The following is a 22659-nucleotide window of genomic DNA, read 5'->3' as shown; positions in this document are numbered from 1 at the left end:
GAGATCAGACCATGCTTAAAGGTGGAATGGGCAACTTAATGAAGCAAGCCCAAGAGATGCAGGAAAAAATGCAGCAAGCCCAGGAAGAGGTCGCCAAAGCCGAAGTCCAGGGTGAGGCGGGTGCCGGTATGGTCAAGGTCACCATGAACGGTCGCCATGACGTTTCAAACGTGACCATTGACCCCAGCGTCATGGAAGAGGACAAAGAGTTGCTGGAAGATTTGCTAGCCGCGGCGGTCAATGACGCAGTGCGCAAATTGGAGGTCAGTTCTAAACAGAAAATGGAAGAAGCGACGGCAGGTTTGAACCTTCCGCCCGGCTTTAAGATGCCGTTCTAAGCAATGCGTTTTTCTCCTCTCGTTGAGCAGTTAATGGATGCGTTTCGCGTATTGCCAGGCGTTGGGCCCAAAACAGCTCAGCGCATGGCGATGCATTTGCTTGAGCGTGAGCGTCCTGGAGGGCAGCGTCTGGCGGCGGTTATTCAACAAGCGATCGATGAAGTTGGATACTGCCAGCGCTGCCGCACGCTCACTGAAGCAGAGATCTGCATGCTGTGTGAAAGCCCGCGGCGCGATGATGCACTACTTTGCGTGGTGGAGTCGCCTGCCGATCAATTGGCGATTGAAGAAGCCGGTGGTTTTAAGGGGCGCTATTTTGTGCTCCACGGGCACCTTTCGCCGCTAGATGGCGTGGGGCCTGAGTCGATCGGTTTAGACTTACTGGAAGCGCGTGTTGCAGAAGGGCTCATCGAAGAGGTGGTGTTGGCGACTAACCCCACCATCGAAGGTGAAGCGACCGCCCATTATATTGCTTCGCTACTAGCAGAACACGGTGTCAAACTCTCGCGGCTTGCCTATGGCGTTCCCATGGGTGGAGAGCTGGAGTACGTAGATGGCGGCACTTTGAGCCGTGCATTTAATGGTCGCTTGCCGTTTGCCAGTGAATAAGCCTACCTAAAACGCAAATGCTTTAGTATTTGCGCCAACCTGGAAGAATGCTTTTGTCCTCTCTGACCCCCTCTTATCAATGGCTTGATACTCCAGAGGCGCTCGATGCAGCGTGTGAGCAAGTAGCCGATGCTTCTGTAATTGCTCTGGATACCGAGTTTTTCCGAGAGAACACGTTCTTTCCAGTGCCGGCGTTGGTTCAATTCACCGCGGGGGAAGAGGCTTATCTGATTGATCCGGTAGCCGTCCCGTGTACTGATAAATTCCGAGCCCTGCTGCAAAATAGTGCTATCAAGTTACTGCACGCCTGCAGCGAAGATCTAGAAGTCTTCCAGCACTGGGCAGGTGTATTGCCGGAACCGTTAATCGATACTCAGGTAGTACAAGGATTTTTAGGCGAAAATCCTGGAATGGGGTATCAAAAGCTGGTCGAATTTTGGGTCGGCGAAACCCTGCCTAAGGAAGAGACCCGCTCAAACTGGCTATTACGCCCGCTGTCGCCTGCGCAGTGCCAGTACGCTGCTCTGGATGTGATCTATTTGTTAAAAGTCTGGACGCTCCAGGCTGAAAAACTCGCCATGTTGGGGCGGCGTGAATGGGTAGACGCTGAGTGTGCTAGCTTAATTGAACAGGCGGGCCGCAGCGTCGATAACGACCAGCAGTGGTATACCCGTCAACGCCAATTGTGGCGCTTGACGCCCCGGCAAATGGAAGCGTATCGGCTGATGACCACCTGGCGTGAAGGCGAGACACGCCGTCGTGACTTGCCGCGCAACTGGTTGATTAGCGACAAGCTGCTATTTGCGATCGCCGAAAAGATGCCCAGTAATCGCTTCGAGCTCGCTGAGGTGGAAGGCGTTAAACCGATGCTGATCAAAAAAGAGGGTGACGCACTGCTGGCAATGGTCAAACAGGCCCAGCACTGTGATGAAGAGGCGCTGCCCAAGCGTTGGCCAGACCCCATGCACCCGACGTTCAAATCACGCTTTAAAGCACTCAAGAAGGCGGTAACCGCTAAAGCTAATGACTTGGGTGTGGCACCGGAAATGCTCATGCGCCGCCGTGATATTGAAACACTGGTGATGCAGGACTTGGCAGGGGGACCTCTCACCTGGCCGACCGGTTGGCGTGGCGAATGTCTGAATGGCGCGTTGGCCCAGGCCCTTGAGGAGCGAGCATAATGAGCGACAAGCTGATTTGCGAGGTTTTTAAAAGCTCGCGTAAAGATGAAATGTATTTATATGTCGATAAGCGTCAAGGATTTGCAGACGTCCCTGCGCAATTACTTGAAACCTTCGGCAAGCCTGTACCGGTGTTTACCATGCTGTTGACCGCTGACAAAAAATTGTCACGGGTTAATGCGGCAGACGTGGTGGAAGGGATTAAAGACAAAGGGTTCTACCTGCAAATGCCGCCGCCGAAAGAGGCCTATTTGCTCGACGTGCATCGTGCCCATGTGGCTTCGCGCTCTGATGCCCGTTCTGACGAACAGTAGCGCCATCCGGCTATGAATTTTCTTGCCCATGCGTGGTTGGTGAGCGCTGGTAGCGATGATTTCCTCTACGGCAATTTAATTGCCGATGGCGTTAAGGGGCGCAATTTGGCCGATTGGCCTGCTGCTACTGCACTGGGCATTCGCCATCACCGTCGGGTGGATGCCTGGGTAGATAACCACCCTAGCGTTGTTAATGCACGGCGGCGTGCGCCAACGGGGCAGCGGCGCTATGCAGGGATAGCCCTGGATATGGTGTGGGATCATTTCCTGGCCCGTGATACGGCAGGGCAGGCGGATCAAGAAGCAATTGTTGAGCGCTGTTATCGACTGCTCTCCGCTCGTACCGCGCCGAACCGGCTGGCCGGTATGATGCCGATTCTCGTCGAGCAGGACTGGCTAAGAGGCTATGCTGATTTTGCGTTTACCTGCCGGGCCGTTGCCGGGATTGGGCGGCGTTTGTCTGGCCCCAATCAGTTGGCTGCTTTAGTGCCTTGGCTGTACGACGATTATCAAGCGTTAGAGGCCGATTTCCAGACCCTATGGCCCGAACTATTGGCTGAATTAAGCCACCAAGATACACCCCCATCATAATGAGTTTTTCGTAATAATGAGCCAGGAGACGATGGAGACCGCAATGCGCGAACGTTTTTGGGAGCGCTTTACCCTCGAAGAGTTGACGCCCCTGGAGTGGGAAGCGTTATGCGATGGCTGTGGACAGTGCTGCCTGCTAAAGTTGCACGACGAGGATACTCAGGAGTTAGCAGTACTGAACGTGGCTTGTCGCTTGCTGGATATTCACAGCTGCCAGTGCAGCGATTATGCGAACCGCTTTGAAACCGTTCCCGACTGTACCCAACTGACGCCTGCCTTGGTTAAAGAGTTTACCTGGCTGCCGCAGAGCTGTGGTTACCGGCGGGTGGCTGAAGGGCGCAAGTTGGCGGGTTGGCATCCGCTGTTAAGCAATGATGCCGAGCGGGTTCACCGCAAAGGCGTCAGCGTACGCAGCTTTGCGGTGTCCCAAGATGAGGTGCCCGAGCAGCAATTGGAGTCGCATATTATTGCCGTGCTGCCGATGTAGTTCCCTTCTAGCACTTTACTCAGCAGTTGAAGGTGCTGGCGAGTGCAGTCCCAGCGCCCAGAGGATAAACGCGTCTTGGCGGGCGGTATCGCGCCAGGCTTTGAACCGACCGGATGCGCCGCCGTGGCCACTGCTCATATCGGTACGCATCAGAATCGGCGCTGACCCCAGCTGCTGTTGTGCCACCTGGGCATAAAATTTGGCGGGCTCCCAGTAGCTGACCCGGGTATCGAACCAACTGCCCTCAATCCACAGGGCGGGGTATGACCGCGCTTTAATATTATCGATAGGCGAGTAAGCGGCTATTCGCTCGGCGACCTCTGGTTCTTCAGGGTTGCCCCACTCGCTGTACTCCGCGGTCGTCAGAGGCAGCTCCGGGTTCTGCATCGTGCGCAGCACGTCTAAGAAGGGCACGTCTAGCAGAGCGGCGCAAAACTTTTCCGGGGCACGATTAATGCAGGTGCCGACCAGCAGCCCTCCAGCGCTGGCGCCATAGGCCGCTATGCGCTGTGAATCACTGACACCCTGCTCCACAAGCGCTTCCCGGGCGGCCAGGAAATCGTTAAAGCTGTTCTCCTTGTGGGCCATCTTGCCGTTTAAATACCAGGGTTCGCCGCGCTCGCCGCCGCCACGCACATGAGCAACGGCAAAGGCCGCACCGCGCTCGAGCAGTTCCAGCCGGGCGATCGAGAACCAGGGGTCGAGAGCCTCACCGTAAGCGCCGTAGCCATACAGCAGCGTGGGTAAGGGCTGATCCGCCAGGTCGGCGCGCATCACCACCGATACGGGCACTTGCTCGCCATCGCTGCTGGTTGCCCAAAGGCGGCGGCTGACTAGCTGTTCAGGCTGTAAGTTGCCGTAAACAGGTACCCGCTTCAGTAGCGTCCGTTCGCCACTGGTTAGATCGAGTGAAAACCAGCTGGGCGGCTGGGTAAACGACTCTTCGCGAAGGCGCACTACCTGGGTATCGAAGTGCGGGGCATCTTCAAGCATCTGCGAACAGGGTTGTTCAGGCAGTGCCAGGGTCTCATCCAGGGTGCAGCTATGCTGGGCATCGAAAAGTAAACGCCGCAAACGCACTTGCGCCTGGGCATGGTCGCGCTCAGCCAGCATCAGCCCCCAAGAGAACGCATCAACGCCTTCCAGGGTGGCTTCTTCACGGTGGGCGATTAACGTTTGCCAATTCAATTGGGGCTGACCAAGCTGACTTTCGGGCAGAAAGTCGAGCTGGAAGTGAGCACCTGCCTGGTTATGCAGGCGGTAAAAGCTGCCTGGTCGGTGATCAATGCTGTACTCAACCCCCGCCTGGCGCTGCTGAATACACAGCGGGGCTGAATCAGGAGAGTGAGCGGCCAATAGGTGAATTTCACTGGTGTCTTTTGAGCCGCTTTCTAGCAGCAGCCACGACCGCGAGCGCGTTTTGCCAATACCGAGCCAAAACTCAGGATCCTCTTCCCGTAGCACCAATACTGGCTCATTTGAAGCGTCAGGCTCCATCAGCGAAAGCGCAAGCCGCCAAACGCTGTCTGGGCGCTGAGTGTCGTCAAACCGCGTGAACAGCAGCGTCGCTGTAGTGGCAGTTTGATCTTCTGCCCAGCAAAGCCCCGCACCAATATCGCTTAATAGTTGCACGGGCGTCCCGTTAGGCAGCGCTTTCAACCACAGAGTAAAACGCTCGTCGCCTTGAGTATCTTCTGTCCAGGCCAACCACTGCTCATCGGGTGACAGCGCCATATCGCCCATGTCGTAAAAGTCTTGCTCGGCGGCACGGGCTCTAACGTCGAAAAAGCATTCCTGTTGTTCAGGCTGGCGATTGGGGTGGCGCCACCAGCAGGGGTAATCATCTTCGGCACTGGTTTCGTTCCAGAACGTGAAGTGGTCAAGCGTTGTCTTAAGGCTGGTCACGGCTAATTCGCGGCGCGCCAGGTGACTCTGGTATAACGCTTCCTCTAGCGGGGAAAGTGGGGCAAACCAATCGGCTTGTTGCTGGTTGGCGGCCTCTAAAAAGGCACTGACCTGTGGGTCGTCGCGCTCTTCTAACCAGTGCCATTGCGGGTCATTAGCGCGATAATAGTGTGCAGCGGGTAAGCCTGAAGGTATGCCTTGCTGTGCTTTCATAAATTGATAGGTACCATAACGGGAAATCAACGTCGGGTGAGTTCACCCATATGAGGGGTATTATGCTGTTTGCAAATTCAACGCCACTACTGTGGTTGAGTTATTACGGGCTGTCGCTGTTAGTGATTGTCGCGGTCTATTTTGCGTTCACTTTTCTGCCTCGCTTGCCACGTCTTGTGCTGACCTGGATAGTGGCAGGGGCAATATGGGCACCCGCCACTTTCCGGCTGCCGTTAATAGAAGAGGGTGAATTCTATACCGGTTGGGCACCTTCGGCGATGGTGGCGGCGGTTGGGTTTTTAGAAAACAACGGCGCAGCACTTCGTGGCGGGCTAATGTGGCTGGTGTTGGGGATGGCATTAGGCGCGCTGATTGGCGTTGCTCTGTGGTGGTGGCGCCGTCCTGGGGACGATGAGTATGTCGCCCAGGAAGAAGAGAGTGCCGATGAAAGCGAATCACCACGCCGTCGCGAACCGGTGATTGGTTAATGGCTGTGTTTAGGTTCCATGCTTTTGCAGAGAGCGCCGGGTGTCTATGTATTGGTAAAGCGTATGTGTGAACTGCTGGGTATGAGCGCCAATGTGCCCACCGATATCTGTTTTAGCTTTTCGGGCTTTTTGCATCGCGGTGGGGGCACCGGCCCTCATCGCGATGGTTGGGGAATTGCCTTCTACGAAGAGGGCGGTTACCGCGATTTTCGCGACCCCCATCCCTCCGTCGATTCCCCTATCGCCCGGCTAATTTGCGATTACCCGATTAAGTCCAATGTGGTGATCAGTCACATTCGCCAGGCCAACGTGGGGGGCGTAAAGCTTGCCAATACCCACCCTTTCACGCGCGAAATGTGGGGGCGACCCTGGTGTTATGCTCACAATGGGCAATTAAGTGGCTGGGAGCGTTTAGCGTTAGGAAACTACACCCCGGTTGGCAGCACCGATAGCGAGTACGCCTACTGCTGGTTAATGGGGGAGATTCGCCGTGAATTTCCTTGCCCGCCAGCAGATCCCACAACGCTGTGGGAGCGCTTGCACCAGCTATGTGAGCAGCTAAGAGCGCTGGGCGTGTTCAATATGCTGCTCTCCGATGGCGGCTATTTATATACATTTTGCGCCACGAAGCTTGCACATATTACCCGCTGCGCGCCCTTCGGCGAGGCGGAACTCTCCGACGCCGAGATGACGGTGAATTTTGCCGAACATACCACGCCTGACGACATCGTTTCAGTGATTGCCACTGAACCGCTCACGCACAATGAAGCCTGGCAGCGCATGGTGCCGGGTGAGCTATTGGTCTGGCGCGATGGAGAAATTCAGGCGCGTTACTGTCCATAAAGAAACGATCTACTAAATTGGAATGAGGGACGCAGCAGAAAATCAAGTGAGCCCGACTATGGGCTAAAGTTGAAACGTTAGTTTCAATCGATCGTTTTACAGCCTGTTAGAGGTCGTATATCGTTGGGCTTCTTAAACTATTTTTTCAGATAGAGCCTAGCGACAACAACAAGGTCGGTGACTTACGCCGACGCCAATAGCGGAGATTGCCCATGAGCGAACACGCCAACGCCGCCGTTTTACGTGGCCCAGCGCTTGAAGGGTTGGATCAGTACGATTCAGTCACGGATGTTTTTCATAACGCAGTAACACGCTTTAAGGACAAGCCAGCTTTTTCCTGTATGGGAAAAACGCTCTCTTTCGCTGATCTTGACCGCCTCTCTGCAGACTTTGCTGCATGGCTACAGCATGAAACCGACCTCGTTCCCGGTGATCGTATCGCCATCCAGTTGCCCAACGTACTGCAGTTTCCTGTGGCGGTATTCGGTGCACTGCGCGCAGGCTTGGTAGTGGTCAACACCAACCCGCTATATACCGGGCGGGAAATGGCCAACCAGTTCAAGGACTCCAACGCTAAAGCCATTGTGATTTTGGCCAATATGGCGGACAAGCTGGAGAAAGTGCTCGATAAAACAGATATCAAGCATGTGCTCGTCACCCAGCTAGCTGACTTGCACGATGTGCCCAAGCGCTGGTTAATCAATGCAGTGGTCAAGCACGTTAAGAAAATGGTGCCTGCTTATTCACTGCCCAGTGCGGTTGGCTTCCGTGATGCGCTAAAAAAAGGTGCCTCGCTAAGTCATACCGAGGTCAAGAGGAGCCCCGACGATTTAGCCGCGCTTCAATATACCGGTGGCACCACGGGTATGCCAAAAGGCGCAATGCTGACCCATCGCAATCTCATCGCCAATATGCTGCAAGCGCGGGAAGCGATTGGTACTCATCTGACCGATGGCGAAGAGCTGGTTATCGCACCGCTACCGGTTTATCACATCTATACCTTTACGGTTAACTGCCTGTTCCTAATGGAAACCGGTAACCACTCTTTGCTGATCACTAACCCTCGCGACCTGGATGGTTTTATCAAAGAGCTCAAGGGGCTGCCCTTTAGCGCTTTTATCGGCCTCAATACGCTGTTTAATGCGCTATGTAATCGCGACGATTTCAAGCAGCTCGATTTTTCCAAATTGAAGCTGACGATCTCCGGCGGCATGGCGCTGACCAAAGCAGCGGCGCAGCGTTGGGAAAAAACCACCGGTTGCCCAATTGCCGAGGGGTATGGTCTGACCGAGACTTCTCCCATTGTTAGCTTCAACCCGACCGATTCGATCCAACTGGGCACTATCGGTAAGCCCGTGGCGGGCACCGCGGTAAAAGTCGTCGACGCCGATGGCAACGACGTGGCATTGGGCGAGCCGGGAGAACTGTGCGTGCAAGGGCCACAGGTGATGAAAGGCTACTGGCAGCGTGAAGATGAAACCCGTGACGCCATCGATGAGGATGGCTGGTTTCGCACCGGCGACATCGCTGTGCTGCAGGATGATGGCTATATCCGCATCGTTGATCGCAAAAAAGATATGATCCTGGTCTCTGGCTTTAATGTTTATCCCAACGAAGTTGAAGATGTGGTGGCAGCCCACCCGGATGTGCTTGAGTCTGCCGCGGTCGGTGTGCCAGATGAAAATGCTGGCGAAGCCATCAAGCTGTTTGTGGTAAGTAAAAATGACCAGCTAGATGAAAAAACACTACGCGACTGGTGCAAAAAAGAGCTCACTGGCTACAAAGTGCCGAAATTCATAGAGTTTCGCGATGAGCTGCCCAAAACCAACGTGGGCAAAGTGCTCCGCCGCCAGCTGCGCGACGAAGAGCCCTCAAAAACGTAACTGTAGATGATGACTCGGCACTGTGGTTAGGCGTCGCGGAGCTGAAAGCGTTACACTATACGACCCGCTCAATTGAGCGGGTTGATTTTTTATATCTGTTATTAATATCTCTTGTTAAATGCCCAAGCGAATGGAAGCCGACTCAATCGTGACCACCGACACATCCCCAGCCCCCACCGATAGTCAACGTCTTGCGTCGCTGAAACAGGCCGCGGGCGATGTGATGCTGCGCGATGCAGAGCGGCTGGAGCGCCGGCTGGCTGGTTTAAACCGTCGCCTACGTGATAGCAAACCGATTAGCCGTGGCTTGGACGAGGTGCAGCGCGAGCTTGGTCGTGCCCAGCAGCAGCTCAGTCAGCGCGAAAGCCAAAAGGTCGCCTTCAATTACCCGCCAGAATTGCCGGTGGTCGAACGCCGGGAGGATATTGTCAACGCCATCCGCGATCATCAGGTCGTGGTGGTGGCGGGGGAGACCGGCTCAGGCAAAACCACCCAGCTGCCTAAAATGTGTTTGGAACTGGGCCGAGGCCGCCGTGGCTTAATTGGCCACACCCAACCGCGTCGCTTGGCTGCCCGCAGTGTCGCCAGTCGCCTGGCGGAAGAGCTGGAAGTCTCTCTGGGCGAGCAGGTGGGCTATCAGGTGCGCTTCACCGACCAGAGCAGCCCGACGACCCTGGTCAAACTGATGACCGACGGGATTTTGCTGGCCGAGACCCAGCATGATCCGCTGCTGCTGCGTTACGACACCATCATTATTGATGAAGCCCACGAGCGCAGCCTGAATATCGACTTTCTACTCGGCTACCTCAAACGTTTGCTCCCCAAGCGGCCCGATCTAAAAGTCATCATTACCTCGGCGACTATCGACGTGGAGCGCTTTGCCAAACACTTCGGCACCGCCAAGACGCCTGCACCGGTGGTGGAAGTAACCGGGCGCACCTACCCCGTTGAAGTACACTACCGGCCGCTGGTGCGCGATGAGGACGATGAAGAAGACCGCACGCTGCAAGAGGGCATTCTGCACGCGGTGGAAGAGATTGAAGCCGTTGAGCGTGAAAAAGGCTGGTTGCATGGCCCTCGCGATGTGCTGGTGTTTTTACCTGGTGAGCGCGAAATTCGTGAAACCGCCGATACCCTGCGCCGCGCCGAGCTGAAAGGCACTGAAATTCTGCCGCTCTACGCGAGGCTCTCCAACGAAGAGCAGAACCGCGTGTTTGCGCCGCACCGTGGCAGGCGCATTGTACTCGCCACCAACGTCGCGGAAACGTCGCTGACCGTGCCTGGGATTCGCTACGTGATCGACCCTGGCCTCGTACGTATAAGCCGCTATAGCTACCGTTCCAAGATCCAGCGACTGCCGGTAGAAGCGGTTAGCCAGGCCAGCGCCAACCAGCGTAAAGGGCGCTGTGGGCGGATTGCCGAAGGCGTGTGCATTCGCCTCTACAGCGAAGAGGATTTCCTATCCCGGCCCGGCTTTACCGACCCGGAAATCCAGCGCACCAACCTTGCCTCGGTGATTCTCTCGATGCTGGGGCTCAAGCTCGGCGATATCGAGGCCTTTCCGTTTGTTGATCCACCGGATAGCCGCTTTGTTAAAGACGGCTTTCGACTGCTGTTCGAGCTGGGGGCGGTGGACGACAAGCAGCGCCTTTCTCCGCTTGGGCGTAAGCTGGCGCGGCTGCCGATTGACCCGCGCTTGGCGCGAATGGTGTTGGCGGGTGCCGAATTCGGCAGCCTTCGCGATGTGCTGATCGTCGTCTCGGCGCTAGCCATCCAAGACCCCCGCGACCGACCGACGGATAAGCGCCAGGCGGCCGACCAAGCTCACCAGCGCTGGCATGATCCGGATTCCGATTTTGTCGCCTTGCTGAACCTTTGGCACGGCATTGAGAATGCCCGTGAGGCGCTTTCAGGTAATCAGCTGCGCCGCTGGTGCCGCGAGCACTACATCAACTACCTGCGCATGCGCGAATGGCACGACACCTTCCGCCAACTGCGCCAACTGCTGCGCGATATGGATATCGACGTGCCCGCGCCGCCGCCCCGTAATGAAGACGAGAGCGAAGAACAGGCGCGTCAAACGCGGCGTAAAACGTCGGGCAAGGTGCATCAGGCGCTACTCTCGGGGCTGCTCTCTAATCTGGGGACGTTGGTGGAGAACCGCGAGTATCTCGGCGCCCGCAATCGCAAGTTTATGATTCATCCAGGCTCAGGGTTGGCCAAGAAGTCGCCCAAGTGGATCATGGCGTTCGAGATGGTGGAAACCTCCAAGCTGTTTGCCCGCACCGTGGCCAAAATCGATCCCCAGTGGATTGAACCCCAGGCGCAGCACCTGGTTAAACGCAGCTACAGCGAACCGCATTGGGAAATGAAGCGCGCCCAGGTAGTGGCCTTTGAACAGGTCACGCTGTTTGGTCTGCCGATTGTGGCGCGGCGCAAGGTACATTACGGGCCAATCGCGCCCCAGGAGTCCCGGGAGCTGTTTATTCGCCGTGCGCTGGTGGAAGGGGAATTTCACACCAAAGGTGCCTTCTTTGCTCATAACCGCGCGTTGATCGACGAAGTCGAAGCGCTGGAAGATCGCGCTCGGCGGCGAGATATTCTGGTCGATGAAGACACGCTCTATGACTTTTACGACCAGCGGATCCCGGCGGAGATAGTCAACGGCAAGGGCTTTGAGCACTGGCGCAAGCAGGCCGAGCAGCAAGAGCCACAATTACTGCATTTCGATATTGATTCACTTAAAGCGCGCGACGCGGAGGACGTTACCCAGGCGCAGTATCCTGATCATTTGATTCTGGCGGGCGTCGCGTATCCGGTAAGCTACCACTTTGACCCCGAAGCCGAGGATGACGGTGTTACCCTGACCGTTCCCGCTGCAATGTTGCCCCAGGTGCCGGTGCATGCTCTGGAGTGGTTGGTACCTGGGCTGCTGCGTGAAAAGTGTATTGCGCTTCTGAAGTCACTGCCGAAAAGCATCCGCCGCCAGGTGGTGCCGATTCCTGATTGGGTGGATGCGGCGCTGGAAACCCTGGTGCCCGATCAGCGCCCGTTAACCGAGGCCTTGGGGGAGTTCATTCGCCGCCGTACATCGACGCGGGTGCATCCCGACGACTGGCGCCTCGACGTGCTCGAACCGCATCTGATCATGAATATTCGCGTGGTCGATCACGCGGGCGAAACCTTAGGGCAGGGGCGCGATCTGCGTGCTTTAGAGCAGCGCTTTGAAGCGGCAGCCAGCGCAGGCGCCCAGGCACTGGCTGAACAGGTTAGCCAAGAGCCCGCTGTGGCCGGGCTACCCAAGACGCCGCTGCCCGCTTCGCGCGTTACCACCCAGGCAGGTATTCGCGTAGAGGCGTATCCTGCCCTGGTCGCTGAAAGCAGGATTGCGAAAACCAGCGGTCTTGACGCCAGCGAGTTCAAGGTGGCGTTGTTTGATCACCCTGCAAAAGCTGACGCTGCCCACCAGGAGGGCATCGCTCGGCTGGCAATTGCCAAGCTACCTGAACAGGTTAAAGCGATTAAACAACTGCCGGGTGTTGAGAAGTGCGCGCTACTGTTCGCCAAAGTGGGTAGTAAACAAGCTTTGATCGACGATCTGCTGCTTGCGGTGTTTACCCAGGTGATTGCTCAGCACCCCCTGCCGCGCTCGGAAGGCGAGTTTAGCCAGCGACTAAACGCTACTCAGGGTCAGCTTGTAGACGAAGCGAAAGCACTGCTGGTACGCGTAGAGGCCGCGCTAAAAGGGCATCTGGCGGTCAGTAAGGTGCTCAAAGGGAAGCTTAATTTTGCTCTGGCGCTGGTGTATAGCGATGTTAGCGCGCAGATGCAGCGTCTGGTCTATCCAGGCTTTATTCGCGATGCGGGCGCTTGGCTGGACGAATACCCGCGCTACACCGAGGCGGCGCTCATTCGGCTTGAAAAAGCCGCCCGTGAGCGCGGTCGCGATCAAATGATGATGCAAGATGTCCAGGCATTAGAGGCCCGCTTTGATGCCCGCCGCGAAAGCGAGCGACGCGGAAGGGTGGAAGATCCTGAATTGGTCGCTTTTGGCTGGTGGCTGCAGGAGCTTAGAGTATCGCTATTTGCACAGCAGTTGGGGACTAACATGGTGGTGTCGGTAAAACGATTGGAAAAACGCTGGCAAGAGATCACTAGCGTTTAGCTAGGGGTTGAAAAAAGTTGCTGGAAAAACCGCTATTTTACGCACACAGTAACGTGATGGGTTCGCCGTAAGTCGCACGCTACATTGATGGCCGGTCACGTCGGCAAGCCGCTTAGAGGAGATTGGCATGACACATGTGGTGATTACCGGTACAGGTCTCTATACACCGGAACACGCCATTGATAATGCGGCCCTGGTGGCGGCATTTAATGCTTGGGTAGACAGCGAGAATGAACAGCATGCCGGAGCCATTGCGCGCGGCGAGCGCGAACCGCTGGCACATTCAAGCAGCGAATTTATCGAAAAAGCCTCCGGTATTAAGAGCCGCTATGTGCTCGATGCAGCTGGGATCCTTGACCCACAGCGTATGCGGCCTAAACTTCCGCAGCGGGGCAATGACGAACCCTCTATTCAGTGCGAGATGGCGACCGCTGCCGCGCGGCAGGCGCTGGCCGCTGCCAAGGTAGAAGCTGCTGACATCGAGCTGGTGATCGTGGCCTGCTCAAACCTGGAGCGTGCCTACCCCGCTATGGCGGTCGAGGTGCAGCAGGCCTTGGGCACAAGTGGCTACGGGTTCGATATGAATGTGGCCTGTAGTTCAGCGACGTTTGCTTTGGAAACGGCTGCCAACGCCATAGCCTCCGGCAGTGTGAAGCGTGCCCTGGTGGTCAATCCGGAAATTTGCTCGGCGCACCTCAACTTTCGAGACCGTGACAGCCACTTCATTTTCGGCGATGCTTGTACCGCTGTGGTACTAGAAAATAGCGCTATTGCGGTGGCCGATGAGCAGTTTGAAATTCTTGGCACGCGTCTGGTTACCCAGTTTTCCAACGCGATCCGTAATAATGCAGGGTTCCTTAACCGCGTAACGGACAGTGACCCACTCGCCTTGGATAAGCTGTTTGTGCAGGAAGGGCGTCGGGTGTTTAGAGAAGTTTGCCCGATGGTGGCTAAATTGATCACCGATCATTTGGCCTCCTTAGAGTTGGCCGGTGGCGATCTGAAGCGCATGTGGCTACACCAGGCTAACCGGCATATGAACGATTTGATTGCCCGCAAAGTATTGGGCTATGACCCGAGTGAAACACAGGCGCCGATTATTTTGGATCGTTACGCCAACACCAGTTCAGCGGGTTCTATCATCGCCTTTCACCTCCATCGCGAGGCGCTTGTGGAGGGCGATATTGGCGTGATTTGCTCCTTTGGAGCAGGTTATAGCGCGGGCAGTGTGGTTATTCGTCGTTTGTAGATGTCTGTATAAGGTGCAAGGGAATTGAAAAAGGAAAATGTCATGTGGCAGTGGTTTAATAACGCGCAGCCTGCGCTTTCGCTGCGTAGCAAAGGGTTGCCACTACTACTGGTGACGTTACTCGCAACCGGAGGCTGTGCCAGTACGCAAATGGCGGAAAATACTGCTCCCGAAGACCCTTGGGAAGGCTTTAACCGCAAAGTGTTTGCGTTTAACGATGTGTTGGATCGCTACGCGCTCAAGCCGGTGGCAACAGGCTATCGTGCTATTACCCCCGACCCGGTAGAAACGGGCGTAGGTAATTTTTTCTCCAACTTAGGTGAAGTGCGTACTGCGCTTAACAGCGTGCTGCAGGGCAAACCGTCAAACGCGGGCCTCGCCACGTCACGTTTTTTAATTAACTCCACGGTAGGCATTGGCGGACTGTTAGATTATGCCACCCTAATGGAAATTACTGCGGATGAAGAAGATTTTGGCCAAACGTTAGCGGTGTGGGGGTGGGAAGATTCGCGTTATCTGGTGCTGCCTTTCTTTGGCCCCAGCACGCTGCGGGATACCACCGGTATGCCCGCGAACATGGCAACGAACCCCGTTAATTATGCAGAAGACGATATTGTTCGAGTAGGCCTTACCGCACTCAAAGCGATCGATATTCGAGCGGGTTTGCTTGACCAGGAAGAATTAATTCGTGGTGATCGCTACCGTTTTATTCGTGACGCTTACTTGCAGAACCGCCAATTTGAGGTGAGCGATGGAGAATTGGGTGATGACCCCTTTGCCAGCGAAACCTTCGACTTTGATGACAGCGATTTTGATGACAGCGGTCAGGATGATAGTGACTTTGGTGACAACGAAGTCACCGATTGAGGCTTATGATGGATCATTCTAAGCAGTTGATCGCGGTGATCGACGAACCTGGTCGTGAACGTGATGCGCTGGCTGAAGCGATTACCTGCGATGGCATGTGGGTGTTTGCCGCTGAGGATATCGCGCATTTGCCTGCTGACACGGCGCTCATTGTTGCCCATGCTCGGGCAGTTCCGCGGCAGCAATGGACACACCTAACGCGACGCCTACCGACACTGGTAGTCAGTGACTCGCGTCAGGACGCCGACTTGATCAAAGCGATTGATGTGGGGCTGGTGGACTATATTGTCCATCCGCTGCGACACGCCGAGCTGTTGCGACGAATGATCCGTAAGGCCATTAAGCTCAACGATTTGGCGCTGGAGCGCGAGCGTGACCATGCGCGGCTGGCGGAGTTAAACGAGAGCCTAGAGACCCATCTCGCGCTGCTGCGGATGGATCAGCAGAGTGGAGGGCATATCCAGCGGCGTTTGTTACCGCTGCGGCCCAAGGTGATTAACGGGGTGTATTACGACTACGTATTTGCTCCTTCGCTCTATTTGTCTGGTGATTTTCTCGATTACCAACGCTATAACGAGCGCTACAGTGCCTTCTATTTCGCCGATGTATCGGGGCATGGTGCCTCGTCGGCATTTGTTACCGTGCTGCTCAAATATTTATGCAACCGCTGGCTGAGTGAGTGGGATGGCCAGCATCCGGAAAATCTGCCGCCTGATTGGTTAAAGGCGATGAACCGCGAGCTGCAGGGCACCGATATTGGTAAACATGCCACCTTATTTGTCGGTGTTATTGACCACGAGGCGCATACTCTTCACTATTCGCTCGGCGCGCAGCTTCCCATGCCCCTGTTGGCAGCAGAAGGAGAGCTACGCCGTTTAGAAGGCGAGGGAATGCCGGTAGGCCTTTTCCCCGATGTGGAGTATCCTTCGCTGAGTTGTGCATTGCCGAATAAATTTCGTCTATGGCTCTGCTCAGATGGAGTATTGGAATGCTTGCCGGGTAAAACGCTCGACACGCGGCTCAAGGAGCTTGAGCAATTAGTAAGCGAGAGTGTAACGCTTGAGCAGTTGCGCGACCGGCTAGCAGAAACGAATGCACTCCTTGCCGAAGGGGATGCAGAGTTTGATGCCAACCAAGAGCGCGATGCTTTACCCGATGATCTAACAATCATGATGGTGAGCGGATTTGGTCATGCTGATTGAAGAGGGCCGCATTAAAGCGGCGTTCGATTCTGGTGTTTTTATTCTAAAACTGTGTGGTGATGTGCGTTTGACGCTCTGCGCCACGCTGGATACTCAAGCCCAGCGTCTTGCCGAGACGCCGGGGTTGCGTGCCGTATTGATTGACCTGCGTGAAGCCACCAATGTCGATTCGACGGCGCTTGGTTTTTTGGCCAAGGTCGCGATGGCGGTGAAAGGGCGCCTGGAGCAGCCGCCGACGATTATTGTCGATAATCCTGATGTACGGCAGATGTTGGACGTGATGGGCTTTGCGCGTTTCTTCACGCTGATGGAAGCGCCGCTACAACAGACGAGTACGCTCAACAATGAGCTTGAAGAGCTGCCCCAAGAGCCGGCAGACGAAGAGGGACTGCGCGATCGTATCCTGGAAGCCCACCGTATTTTAATGCATATGAACGAGCATAACCGTGAGCAGTTTCAGCCACTGGTTGACATGCTTGAGTCGCAAGACGCCACTACACATCACTAAGCTCCCCTCTCCTTGATAAGCCCCTGGCCTCTTCCAAGGGCTATCTACCGATAGTCTCCAATCCCGACAAAGGCCTTAAAATCAGCTATGATTAGCGGCCTATCTATTTCAGTGCGTACATTATCGCCTTAAGGAGACCCATGGATCTTAATCCTCGCCGGGTAGCACTGTTGGTTGCTGCCAATACGGCGCTGGCGCCCTTTGCTATCGACGCTTATTTGCCTGCCATGGGTATCATTGCTGAAAGCATCGGCGCCAGTATTCACCGTACTGAACTCTCCATCAGCGTATTCCTGTTCGGCTTTGCATTGGGCCAGCTATGCTTTGGGCCGCTTTCGGATCGGATGGGTAGAAAGCCTGTGCTGCTGGGCGGACTGGTGGTGTTTATGCTGGCAAGTCTTGCTATTACGATGGCGGACAGTTTGCCCACGCTGCTGGCTTGGCGGTTTATTCAAGCGTTGGGAGGCGGGGCCTGCGTGGTCAATTCGGCGGCGATTGTGCGCGACTGCTTTAGCGGGCGCGAGGCCGCCAAAGTGATGTCCACCATGGCGATGATTATGATGCTGGCGCCGCTGGTGGCACCTGCAGTGGGCAGCTTGCTACTGCACGTGGCTGGCTGGTGGCTGATTTTTGTGTTCTTAGCCGTTTACGCAGGCTTTTTGCTCTGGCTGCTAGGAACGCGGTTACCTGAAACCCGCGATATGTCGCTGCCTGCAGCTTCACCACGGCAAGTAATACGCAACTACGCCAGCGTGCTTAAGCATCGTGAAGGCATGGGCTATATCTGTGCGGTAGCGGCTTCCTTTGCGGGCCTGTTTGCCTTCGTGACCGCTTCGCCGTTTCTCTATCTCGACTATTTTGGCCTCTCGCCCGGCACTTATCCGCTAGTGTTTGGGGTCAACGTTGTCGTTATTGCGCTCTCTAATCGGGTCAATATTCATCTGCTCCGCAAGCGAACTCCTCAGCAGAATTTGCGTTTAGGGTTGCTTATACAGCTGGTGGCCGCGCTTGGGTTGGTAGCGGTGACCGCCCTGGACATCGCGTCGCTAGTGATCGTGGTGCCGTTGATTATGCTGTTTACCGGAATGATCGGGCTGATCACGCCCAACGCGATCTCGTCGTTACTGGATCATTTTGGCCATATCAGCGCCACGGCAACGGCGCTGCTGGGCGGGATCCAGTTTACCTGCGGCGCCCTCGCGGGAGTGATGGTAGGGCTGTTCGAGGTAGAGCATCTTTGGCCCATGGTACTCACCATGCTGGGCGCTGCGTTGCTAGGCAATATCGGTGTGCGCAAACTGACTAAAGCACCTGCTGCGGATGAATAGTTTTCAAATAGATAGGGCGTGTGGACAGGGCGTATGGATAGAGCATATGGATAGTTTGAATGGGTAAGTTGAATGGATAGCATGCTGGCTTGGGTCAATATGCCGATGAGCACTTGGTTAGCTTGCTCCGCCGTACTGTTAATGGGTGCTTTTGTGCAGCGCGCTACCGGCTTTGGTTTGGCCATTATTGGCGCACCGCTACTGTTGATGCTAGAGCCTCGTCTGGTGCCGGTCACTCTGGTACTGTTCGGATTTACCGTCTCCCTGATGATGGTGCGTCATTACTGGCACGAGGTGCGCCTGGATTCCATTGGCATGGCGCTAGTGGGGCGCCTTCCCGGCAATGCGCTGGGTATTTGGCTGCTACTCGCCGCCCCCATGTTTGTGTTAGAAAAGCTGATTGCGGTCATCGTCCTGTTTGCGGTACTCGTCACCTTGTGCCGCTTTCAGTTGCCGGTAAACCGAATAACGCTGTTTGGCGCTGGGGTGCTCTCTGGCATTTTTGGCACCGTTGCGGCTATTGGTGGCCCACCCATCGTGCTGCTGATGCACGGCTTACCCACTGATCGTGTGCGCGGCAATCTAGCCGCCTTTTTCATTTTGACCTCTCTATTGACCTTAATCACCCTTGCCTTGGCTGACCAGATTCAGCTTTGGCATTTCCAGGTCGCGCTTACCTTCCTACCTGCAGTATTAATAGGTAACGCCTTGGCAGATACCGTAGCCCACCGTTTAGACCGACGCATGCTGCAAGGTGCCTCGCTGGCGTTATGCACCCTCGCGGCGCTAGGACTTTTGTGGTGATGTAAGGTCGGGTTGCCTCTATGTAACGAAAAATTTTCTACGTTTTGCTCGCTGTCATGAAGTTGTCATGGAACCAGTGCAAGGTATGCCTTGCGAAGGCCAGATCCCTACATGAACAGGAGTATTTCGCATGAACCGTATTCTCAAAACCACCGTTATCGCGGCTGCTGTAATGAGCGTTGCCGGTGTTGCTCAAGCCCGTGATCAAATCCGAATCGTTGGTTCCAGTACCGTTTACCCGTTTGCCAGCTACGTAACGGAAGAGTTCGGTGCGACTACTGGTAACCCGACGCCTGTTATTGAATCGACTGGTTCGGGCGGCGGTTTGCGTCTGTTCTGTAATGGTGTTGGTGAAGGCACACCCGACATTACTAACGCTTCTCGTCGCATGAAAGTGTCTGAGTTTGAGCGTTGTGAAGAGAACGGCGTTACCGATATCACCGAGGCTAAAATCGGTTCTGACGGCATCGTATTGGGTCAATCAAGCGAAAACGATGACATTGCTTTAACCCGCGAACAGATCTTCATGGCGGTAGCTGCCATGGTGCCGGTTGATGGCGAGTTAGTTGAAAACCCCTACACCAACTGGAGCGAGATCGATTCTTCGCTGCCAGACCGTGAAATCTCCATTTATGGGCCGCCGACAACTTCGGGTACCCGCGATGCTTTTGAAGAGCTGGTAATGGAATCTGCGTCTGAGGGTATGGATGTTTACGGCGATGAAGGCTACACCGATATTCGTTCTGACGGTGTTTACATCGATGCCGGTGAAAACGACAACCTGATCGTTCAGCGCCTTTCAGAAGACACCGGTGCCTTTGGTATCTTCGGCTACTCTTTCCTTGAAGAGAATACTGACACGATCAGCGCCGCCAGCATTGATGGCGTCGATCCTGAGGCTGAGGCGATCAGCTCCGGTGACTATCCTATCGCGCGTTCACTGTGGTTCTACGTGAAGAACCAGCACGCTGAAGACGTCCCGCCGATGTACGATTACGTCGATATGTTTATGAGCGAAATGATGATTGGCGATGATGGCTACTTGCGTGATATCGGCTTGATCGTTCTGCCAGAAGGAGAGCGCGAAGAGTGGCGCCAGGCTGTTGCAGATCGCACTTCAATGACAGCAGACGTTCTTAAGTAAGTTGGTAGGTCAGATTAAAAGTGGTCGGCAGCGCAAGCTGCCGACCCGTTATTGTTGATAGGTTTCTTAACCGGTGACCACGTGAGAGAGATGCGATGCAGACCAACCAGCTTCTTCTGATTTTTTGCAGTGCATTATTGCTGCTGGGGCTGCTGGCTTTTTTTGCTGGCCGTTCAAAAGCCACTCGGTTACGTAGCGCGGGTACGGCGATGTTCGCCCAGCCTGACCAATACGCTTGGTTTACAGTACTCTCCACCGCCGGGCCAGCCGTGGTAGTGAGTGCCTTGGGCGCTTTCGTTTTGCTTCTAATGGGCGCCGACATTCCTACGCTTTATCTGCTGGCGGCGAGCTTAGTGATAGCAGCCATCGGGCTACTGGTGAGTCTTAATCAAGTAAAACCCGATTTTCATGCCCGTCAAGCCATTGAGCGGGTCATTCGCATGACCCTGGCTGGGGCAGCGTTAATCTCCATTTTGACGACCTTTGGTATTTTAATTTCGATTATTTCCGAGGCGCTGCGCTTTTTCCAAATGCACAGCTTCTGGGAGTTCATCACCGGCACCACTTGGAATCCAGGCGCGAGCTTTTTAGCATCCGCGGGTCGCGGTGATGGTAGCGGCGCTGAGTTTGGCTCGGTACCGCTGTTTGCTGGCACCTTTATGATTACCGCCATCGCTATGCTGGTGGCGGTGCCTATCGGTTTGCTTTCAGCGATTTATATGTCTGAATTTGCACCGCGCAAAGTGCGTACCGTCGCCAAGCCGGTGTTAGAAGTATTGGCAGGTATTCCTACCGTCGTTTATGGCTTTTTTGCCGCCATCACCGTGGCGCCGATCATTGTCAATATTGCCGGTTTTCTGGGGCTCGATGCGTCTTATAACAATGCGCTGGCACCCGGCATTGTGATGGGCATTATGATCATTCCGTTTATCTCATCGCTATCTGATGATGTGATCAATTCGGTGCCCGATAGCATGCGCCAGGGGTCGCTGGCACTCGGTATGACCAAAGGGGAAACGATTCGTGATGTGGTAGTGCCCGCTGCCATGCCGGGGATTATCTCAGCGTCGCTCTTGGGTATGTCTCGTGCCATGGGTGAAACCATGATCGTGGTTATGGCGGCGGGTATGCGGCCTAATTTAACCGCTAATCCGCTGGAAGATATGACCACGGTGACTGTGCGTATCGTGGCGGCGCTCACCGGCGACCAAGAGTTTGAAAGTGCCGAAACATTATCAGCTTTTGCCCTTGGACTCGTGCTCTTCGTGATCACACTCGCACTCAACTTGGTGTCAGTATTGATGATCCGTCGTTTCCGTGAAAAATACCGCGTGAATAACCTGTAACGCCGAGGAACTGTTTCGATGAGCCACTCTTTTGACGAAATCAGCCAGCAGCTTAAGCGGCGTCACCGAAAGTCTACCCGCCTTAAATGGATAACCATGGGATCGTTAGGTCTCGCGGGCCTTTTTCTGGTGCTGTTTTTTGCCGATATGCTGAGTAAAGGTCTACCCGCTTTCCAGCAGGCCTATATACAAACCGAGATTAGCTACACACAAGAAGCCGAAACCGATGGGCGGCGGGCGTTTGATGAAGAGCTGTTGCCGTTAATTAGCCGTACGGCGGTGCGTACAATTCCATTAGAGTTGCGCAACAATCCTGACATGATCGGCACCAGTAAAGCGGAGTGGGTATTAGCAAATAGTGATGTCGATCAATACTTGAAGGGACACCGGCATCGCTTGAGTGACGAGGAGCAGGAAGCCCTTGATGCCCGAGTCGAATCTGGACAGGTGGATCTACGCTTTAATACCACTTTCTTTGGTTCGGGTGATTCAAAAATTGCCGAGAACGCGGGCATTTTATCGGCAGTGGTCGGCACCATTATGACCATGATCGTCACCCTGGCGATATCTTTCCCGATCGGCGTGATGACAGCTATTTATCTTGAAGAGTTTGCGCCGGATAACCGCTTAACCCAGATTATTGAAATTAACATCAATAACCTAGCGGCGATCCCGTCGATTCTATTTGGTCTGCTGGGTCTTGCGATCTTTATTAACTTTTTCGGGGTGCCGCGGTCGTCTCCATTAGTGGGCGGTATGACGCTGGCATTGATGACGCTGCCAGTGATCATTATTTCGACACGTACCGCACTGCGTAGCGTGCCTGAATCCATCCGTCACGCAGGCTTTGGGGTGGGCTGTTCACGCTGGCAGGTAGTGCGGGATCACGTTCTACCCTTAGCAATGCCGGGTATTATGACAGGTTCTATTATCGGCCTGGCGCAAGCGATGGGTGAAACGGCGCCGCTGATTATTGTAGGGATGGTGGCCTTTATCCCCGATGTGGGCGTTTCCTTTACCAACGCGGCAACAGTGATGCCTGCGCAAATATTCACCTGGGCTGGTGAACCTGAGCAGGCGTTTGTGGAAAAAACTGCTGGCGGTATTTTGGTGCTACTCACCATACTCATCTCACTCAACGCTTTTGCCGTTGTGATGCGTAAGAAATTTGAGCGTCGCTGGTAGGCCAGTGCG

At 55.0% G+C, this 22659-nt stretch carries 20 protein-coding genes; 19 read left to right on the top strand and 1 reads right to left on the bottom strand.

The annotated features are described in order from the left end of the window. Nucleotides 1-11 precede the first annotated feature (11 nt). From LMS44_RS14360 to LMS44_RS14335, 6 genes are read left to right on the top strand one after another with little or no spacing between them, the layout of a single operon-like run. Nucleotides 12-338 (top strand): YbaB/EbfC family nucleoid-associated protein, encoded by a 327-nt coding sequence (locus tag LMS44_RS14360; protein ID WP_022522912.1) that lies wholly within the window; start codon nucleotides 12-14, stop codon nucleotides 336-338. Nucleotides 339-341: 3 nt separating this feature from the next. After that, on the top strand, nucleotides 342-947 hold the full coding sequence (gene recR, locus LMS44_RS14355; protein WP_009288010.1) for a recombination mediator RecR: 606 nt from the start codon (nucleotides 342-344) through the stop codon (nucleotides 945-947). A 47-nt stretch (nucleotides 948-994) separates the two neighbouring features. Beyond that, nucleotides 995-2128 (top strand): ribonuclease D, encoded by a 1134-nt coding sequence (rnd, locus tag LMS44_RS14350; RefSeq protein WP_039860111.1) that lies wholly within the window; start codon nucleotides 995-997, stop codon nucleotides 2126-2128. Beyond that, nucleotides 2128-2442: a YcgL domain-containing protein gene (locus LMS44_RS14345; protein ID WP_022522914.1), complete on the top strand. Its 315-nt coding sequence runs from the start codon at nucleotides 2128-2130 to the stop codon at nucleotides 2440-2442. Before rnd ends, LMS44_RS14345 begins: the two co-directional genes overlap by 1 nt. 12 nt (nucleotides 2443-2454) lie before the next feature. Continuing rightward, nucleotides 2455-3033: an acyl carrier protein phosphodiesterase gene (locus tag LMS44_RS14340; RefSeq protein WP_009288012.1), complete on the top strand. Its 579-nt coding sequence runs from the start codon at nucleotides 2455-2457 to the stop codon at nucleotides 3031-3033. Between the two features lie 31 nt (nucleotides 3034-3064). Continuing rightward, nucleotides 3065-3520, top strand: coding sequence for a YcgN family cysteine cluster protein (locus LMS44_RS14335; protein WP_027958449.1), 456 nt, complete (start codon nucleotides 3065-3067; stop codon nucleotides 3518-3520). Nucleotides 3521-3535: 15 nt separating this feature from the next. Here LMS44_RS14335 and LMS44_RS14330 read toward each other — a convergent pair whose 3' ends face one another. After that, on the bottom strand, nucleotides 3536-5638 hold the full coding sequence (locus LMS44_RS14330) for a S9 family peptidase (protein WP_039860113.1): 2103 nt from the start codon (nucleotides 5636-5638) through the stop codon (nucleotides 3536-3538). A gap of 62 nt (nucleotides 5639-5700) precedes the next feature. Between LMS44_RS14330 and LMS44_RS14325 the strand changes: the two genes are divergently transcribed. The 13 genes from LMS44_RS14325 to pstA all read left to right on the top strand — a co-directional run bounded on the left by LMS44_RS14325 (nucleotide 5701) and on the right by pstA (nucleotide 22650). Beyond that, nucleotides 5701-6126 (top strand): hypothetical protein, encoded by a 426-nt coding sequence (locus LMS44_RS14325; protein ID WP_039860115.1) that lies wholly within the window; start codon nucleotides 5701-5703, stop codon nucleotides 6124-6126. Nucleotides 6127-6189: 63 nt separating this feature from the next. Beyond that, on the top strand, nucleotides 6190-6969 hold the full coding sequence (locus LMS44_RS14320) for a class II glutamine amidotransferase (RefSeq protein ID WP_027958452.1): 780 nt from the start codon (nucleotides 6190-6192) through the stop codon (nucleotides 6967-6969). A gap of 212 nt (nucleotides 6970-7181) precedes the next feature. Then, nucleotides 7182-8852: an AMP-binding protein gene (locus tag LMS44_RS14315; RefSeq protein WP_039860116.1), complete on the top strand. Its 1671-nt coding sequence runs from the start codon at nucleotides 7182-7184 to the stop codon at nucleotides 8850-8852. Between the two features lie 130 nt (nucleotides 8853-8982). Further along, complete coding sequence (hrpA, locus tag LMS44_RS14310) at nucleotides 8983-13017, top strand: ATP-dependent RNA helicase HrpA (protein WP_278371766.1); 4035 nt, start codon at nucleotides 8983-8985, stop codon at nucleotides 13015-13017. 127 nt (nucleotides 13018-13144) lie between these two features. Then, nucleotides 13145-14266 carry a beta-ketoacyl-ACP synthase III gene (locus LMS44_RS14305; protein ID WP_027958455.1) on the top strand — a complete coding sequence of 374 codons (1122 nt, stop codon included), beginning with the start codon at nucleotides 13145-13147 and terminating at the stop codon, nucleotides 14264-14266. A gap of 42 nt (nucleotides 14267-14308) precedes the next feature. Next, the gene (locus LMS44_RS14300; protein WP_035537982.1) at nucleotides 14309-15133 is read left to right on the top strand and encodes an MlaA family lipoprotein; all 825 of its coding nucleotides are present in this window, start codon (nucleotides 14309-14311) and stop codon (nucleotides 15131-15133) included. A gap of 8 nt (nucleotides 15134-15141) precedes the next feature. After that, nucleotides 15142-16335, top strand: coding sequence for a PP2C family protein-serine/threonine phosphatase (locus LMS44_RS14295; protein ID WP_027958456.1), 1194 nt, complete (start codon nucleotides 15142-15144; stop codon nucleotides 16333-16335). Next, complete coding sequence (locus tag LMS44_RS14290) at nucleotides 16325-16843, top strand: STAS domain-containing protein (protein ID WP_022522924.1); 519 nt, start codon at nucleotides 16325-16327, stop codon at nucleotides 16841-16843. Before LMS44_RS14295 ends, LMS44_RS14290 begins: the two co-directional genes overlap by 11 nt. Before the next feature lie 140 nt (nucleotides 16844-16983). Beyond that, nucleotides 16984-18171 (top strand): multidrug effflux MFS transporter, encoded by a 1188-nt coding sequence (locus LMS44_RS14285; protein ID WP_138800546.1) that lies wholly within the window; start codon nucleotides 16984-16986, stop codon nucleotides 18169-18171. A gap of 72 nt (nucleotides 18172-18243) precedes the next feature. After that, nucleotides 18244-18975: a sulfite exporter TauE/SafE family protein gene (locus LMS44_RS14280; protein WP_051052139.1), complete on the top strand. Its 732-nt coding sequence runs from the start codon at nucleotides 18244-18246 to the stop codon at nucleotides 18973-18975. Nucleotides 18976-19105: 130 nt separating this feature from the next. After that, nucleotides 19106-20119: a PstS family phosphate ABC transporter substrate-binding protein gene (locus LMS44_RS14275; RefSeq protein ID WP_138800548.1), complete on the top strand. Its 1014-nt coding sequence runs from the start codon at nucleotides 19106-19108 to the stop codon at nucleotides 20117-20119. Between the two features lie 95 nt (nucleotides 20120-20214). Next, on the top strand, nucleotides 20215-21465 hold the full coding sequence (gene pstC, locus LMS44_RS14270; protein WP_009288021.1) for a phosphate ABC transporter permease subunit PstC: 1251 nt from the start codon (nucleotides 20215-20217) through the stop codon (nucleotides 21463-21465). An 18-nt stretch (nucleotides 21466-21483) separates the two neighbouring features. Next, nucleotides 21484-22650 (top strand): phosphate ABC transporter permease PstA, encoded by a 1167-nt coding sequence (gene pstA / locus LMS44_RS14265; RefSeq protein ID WP_009288022.1) that lies wholly within the window; start codon nucleotides 21484-21486, stop codon nucleotides 22648-22650. Nucleotides 22651-22659: the final 9 nt, after the last annotated feature.

This window comes from Halomonas profundus (assembly GCF_020865425.1).
Lineage (GTDB): Bacteria > Pseudomonadota > Gammaproteobacteria > Pseudomonadales > Halomonadaceae > Vreelandella > Vreelandella titanicae.
Note: the sequence above shows the minus strand (reverse complement) of the source record. Positions and strands in the feature narration are given on the sequence as shown.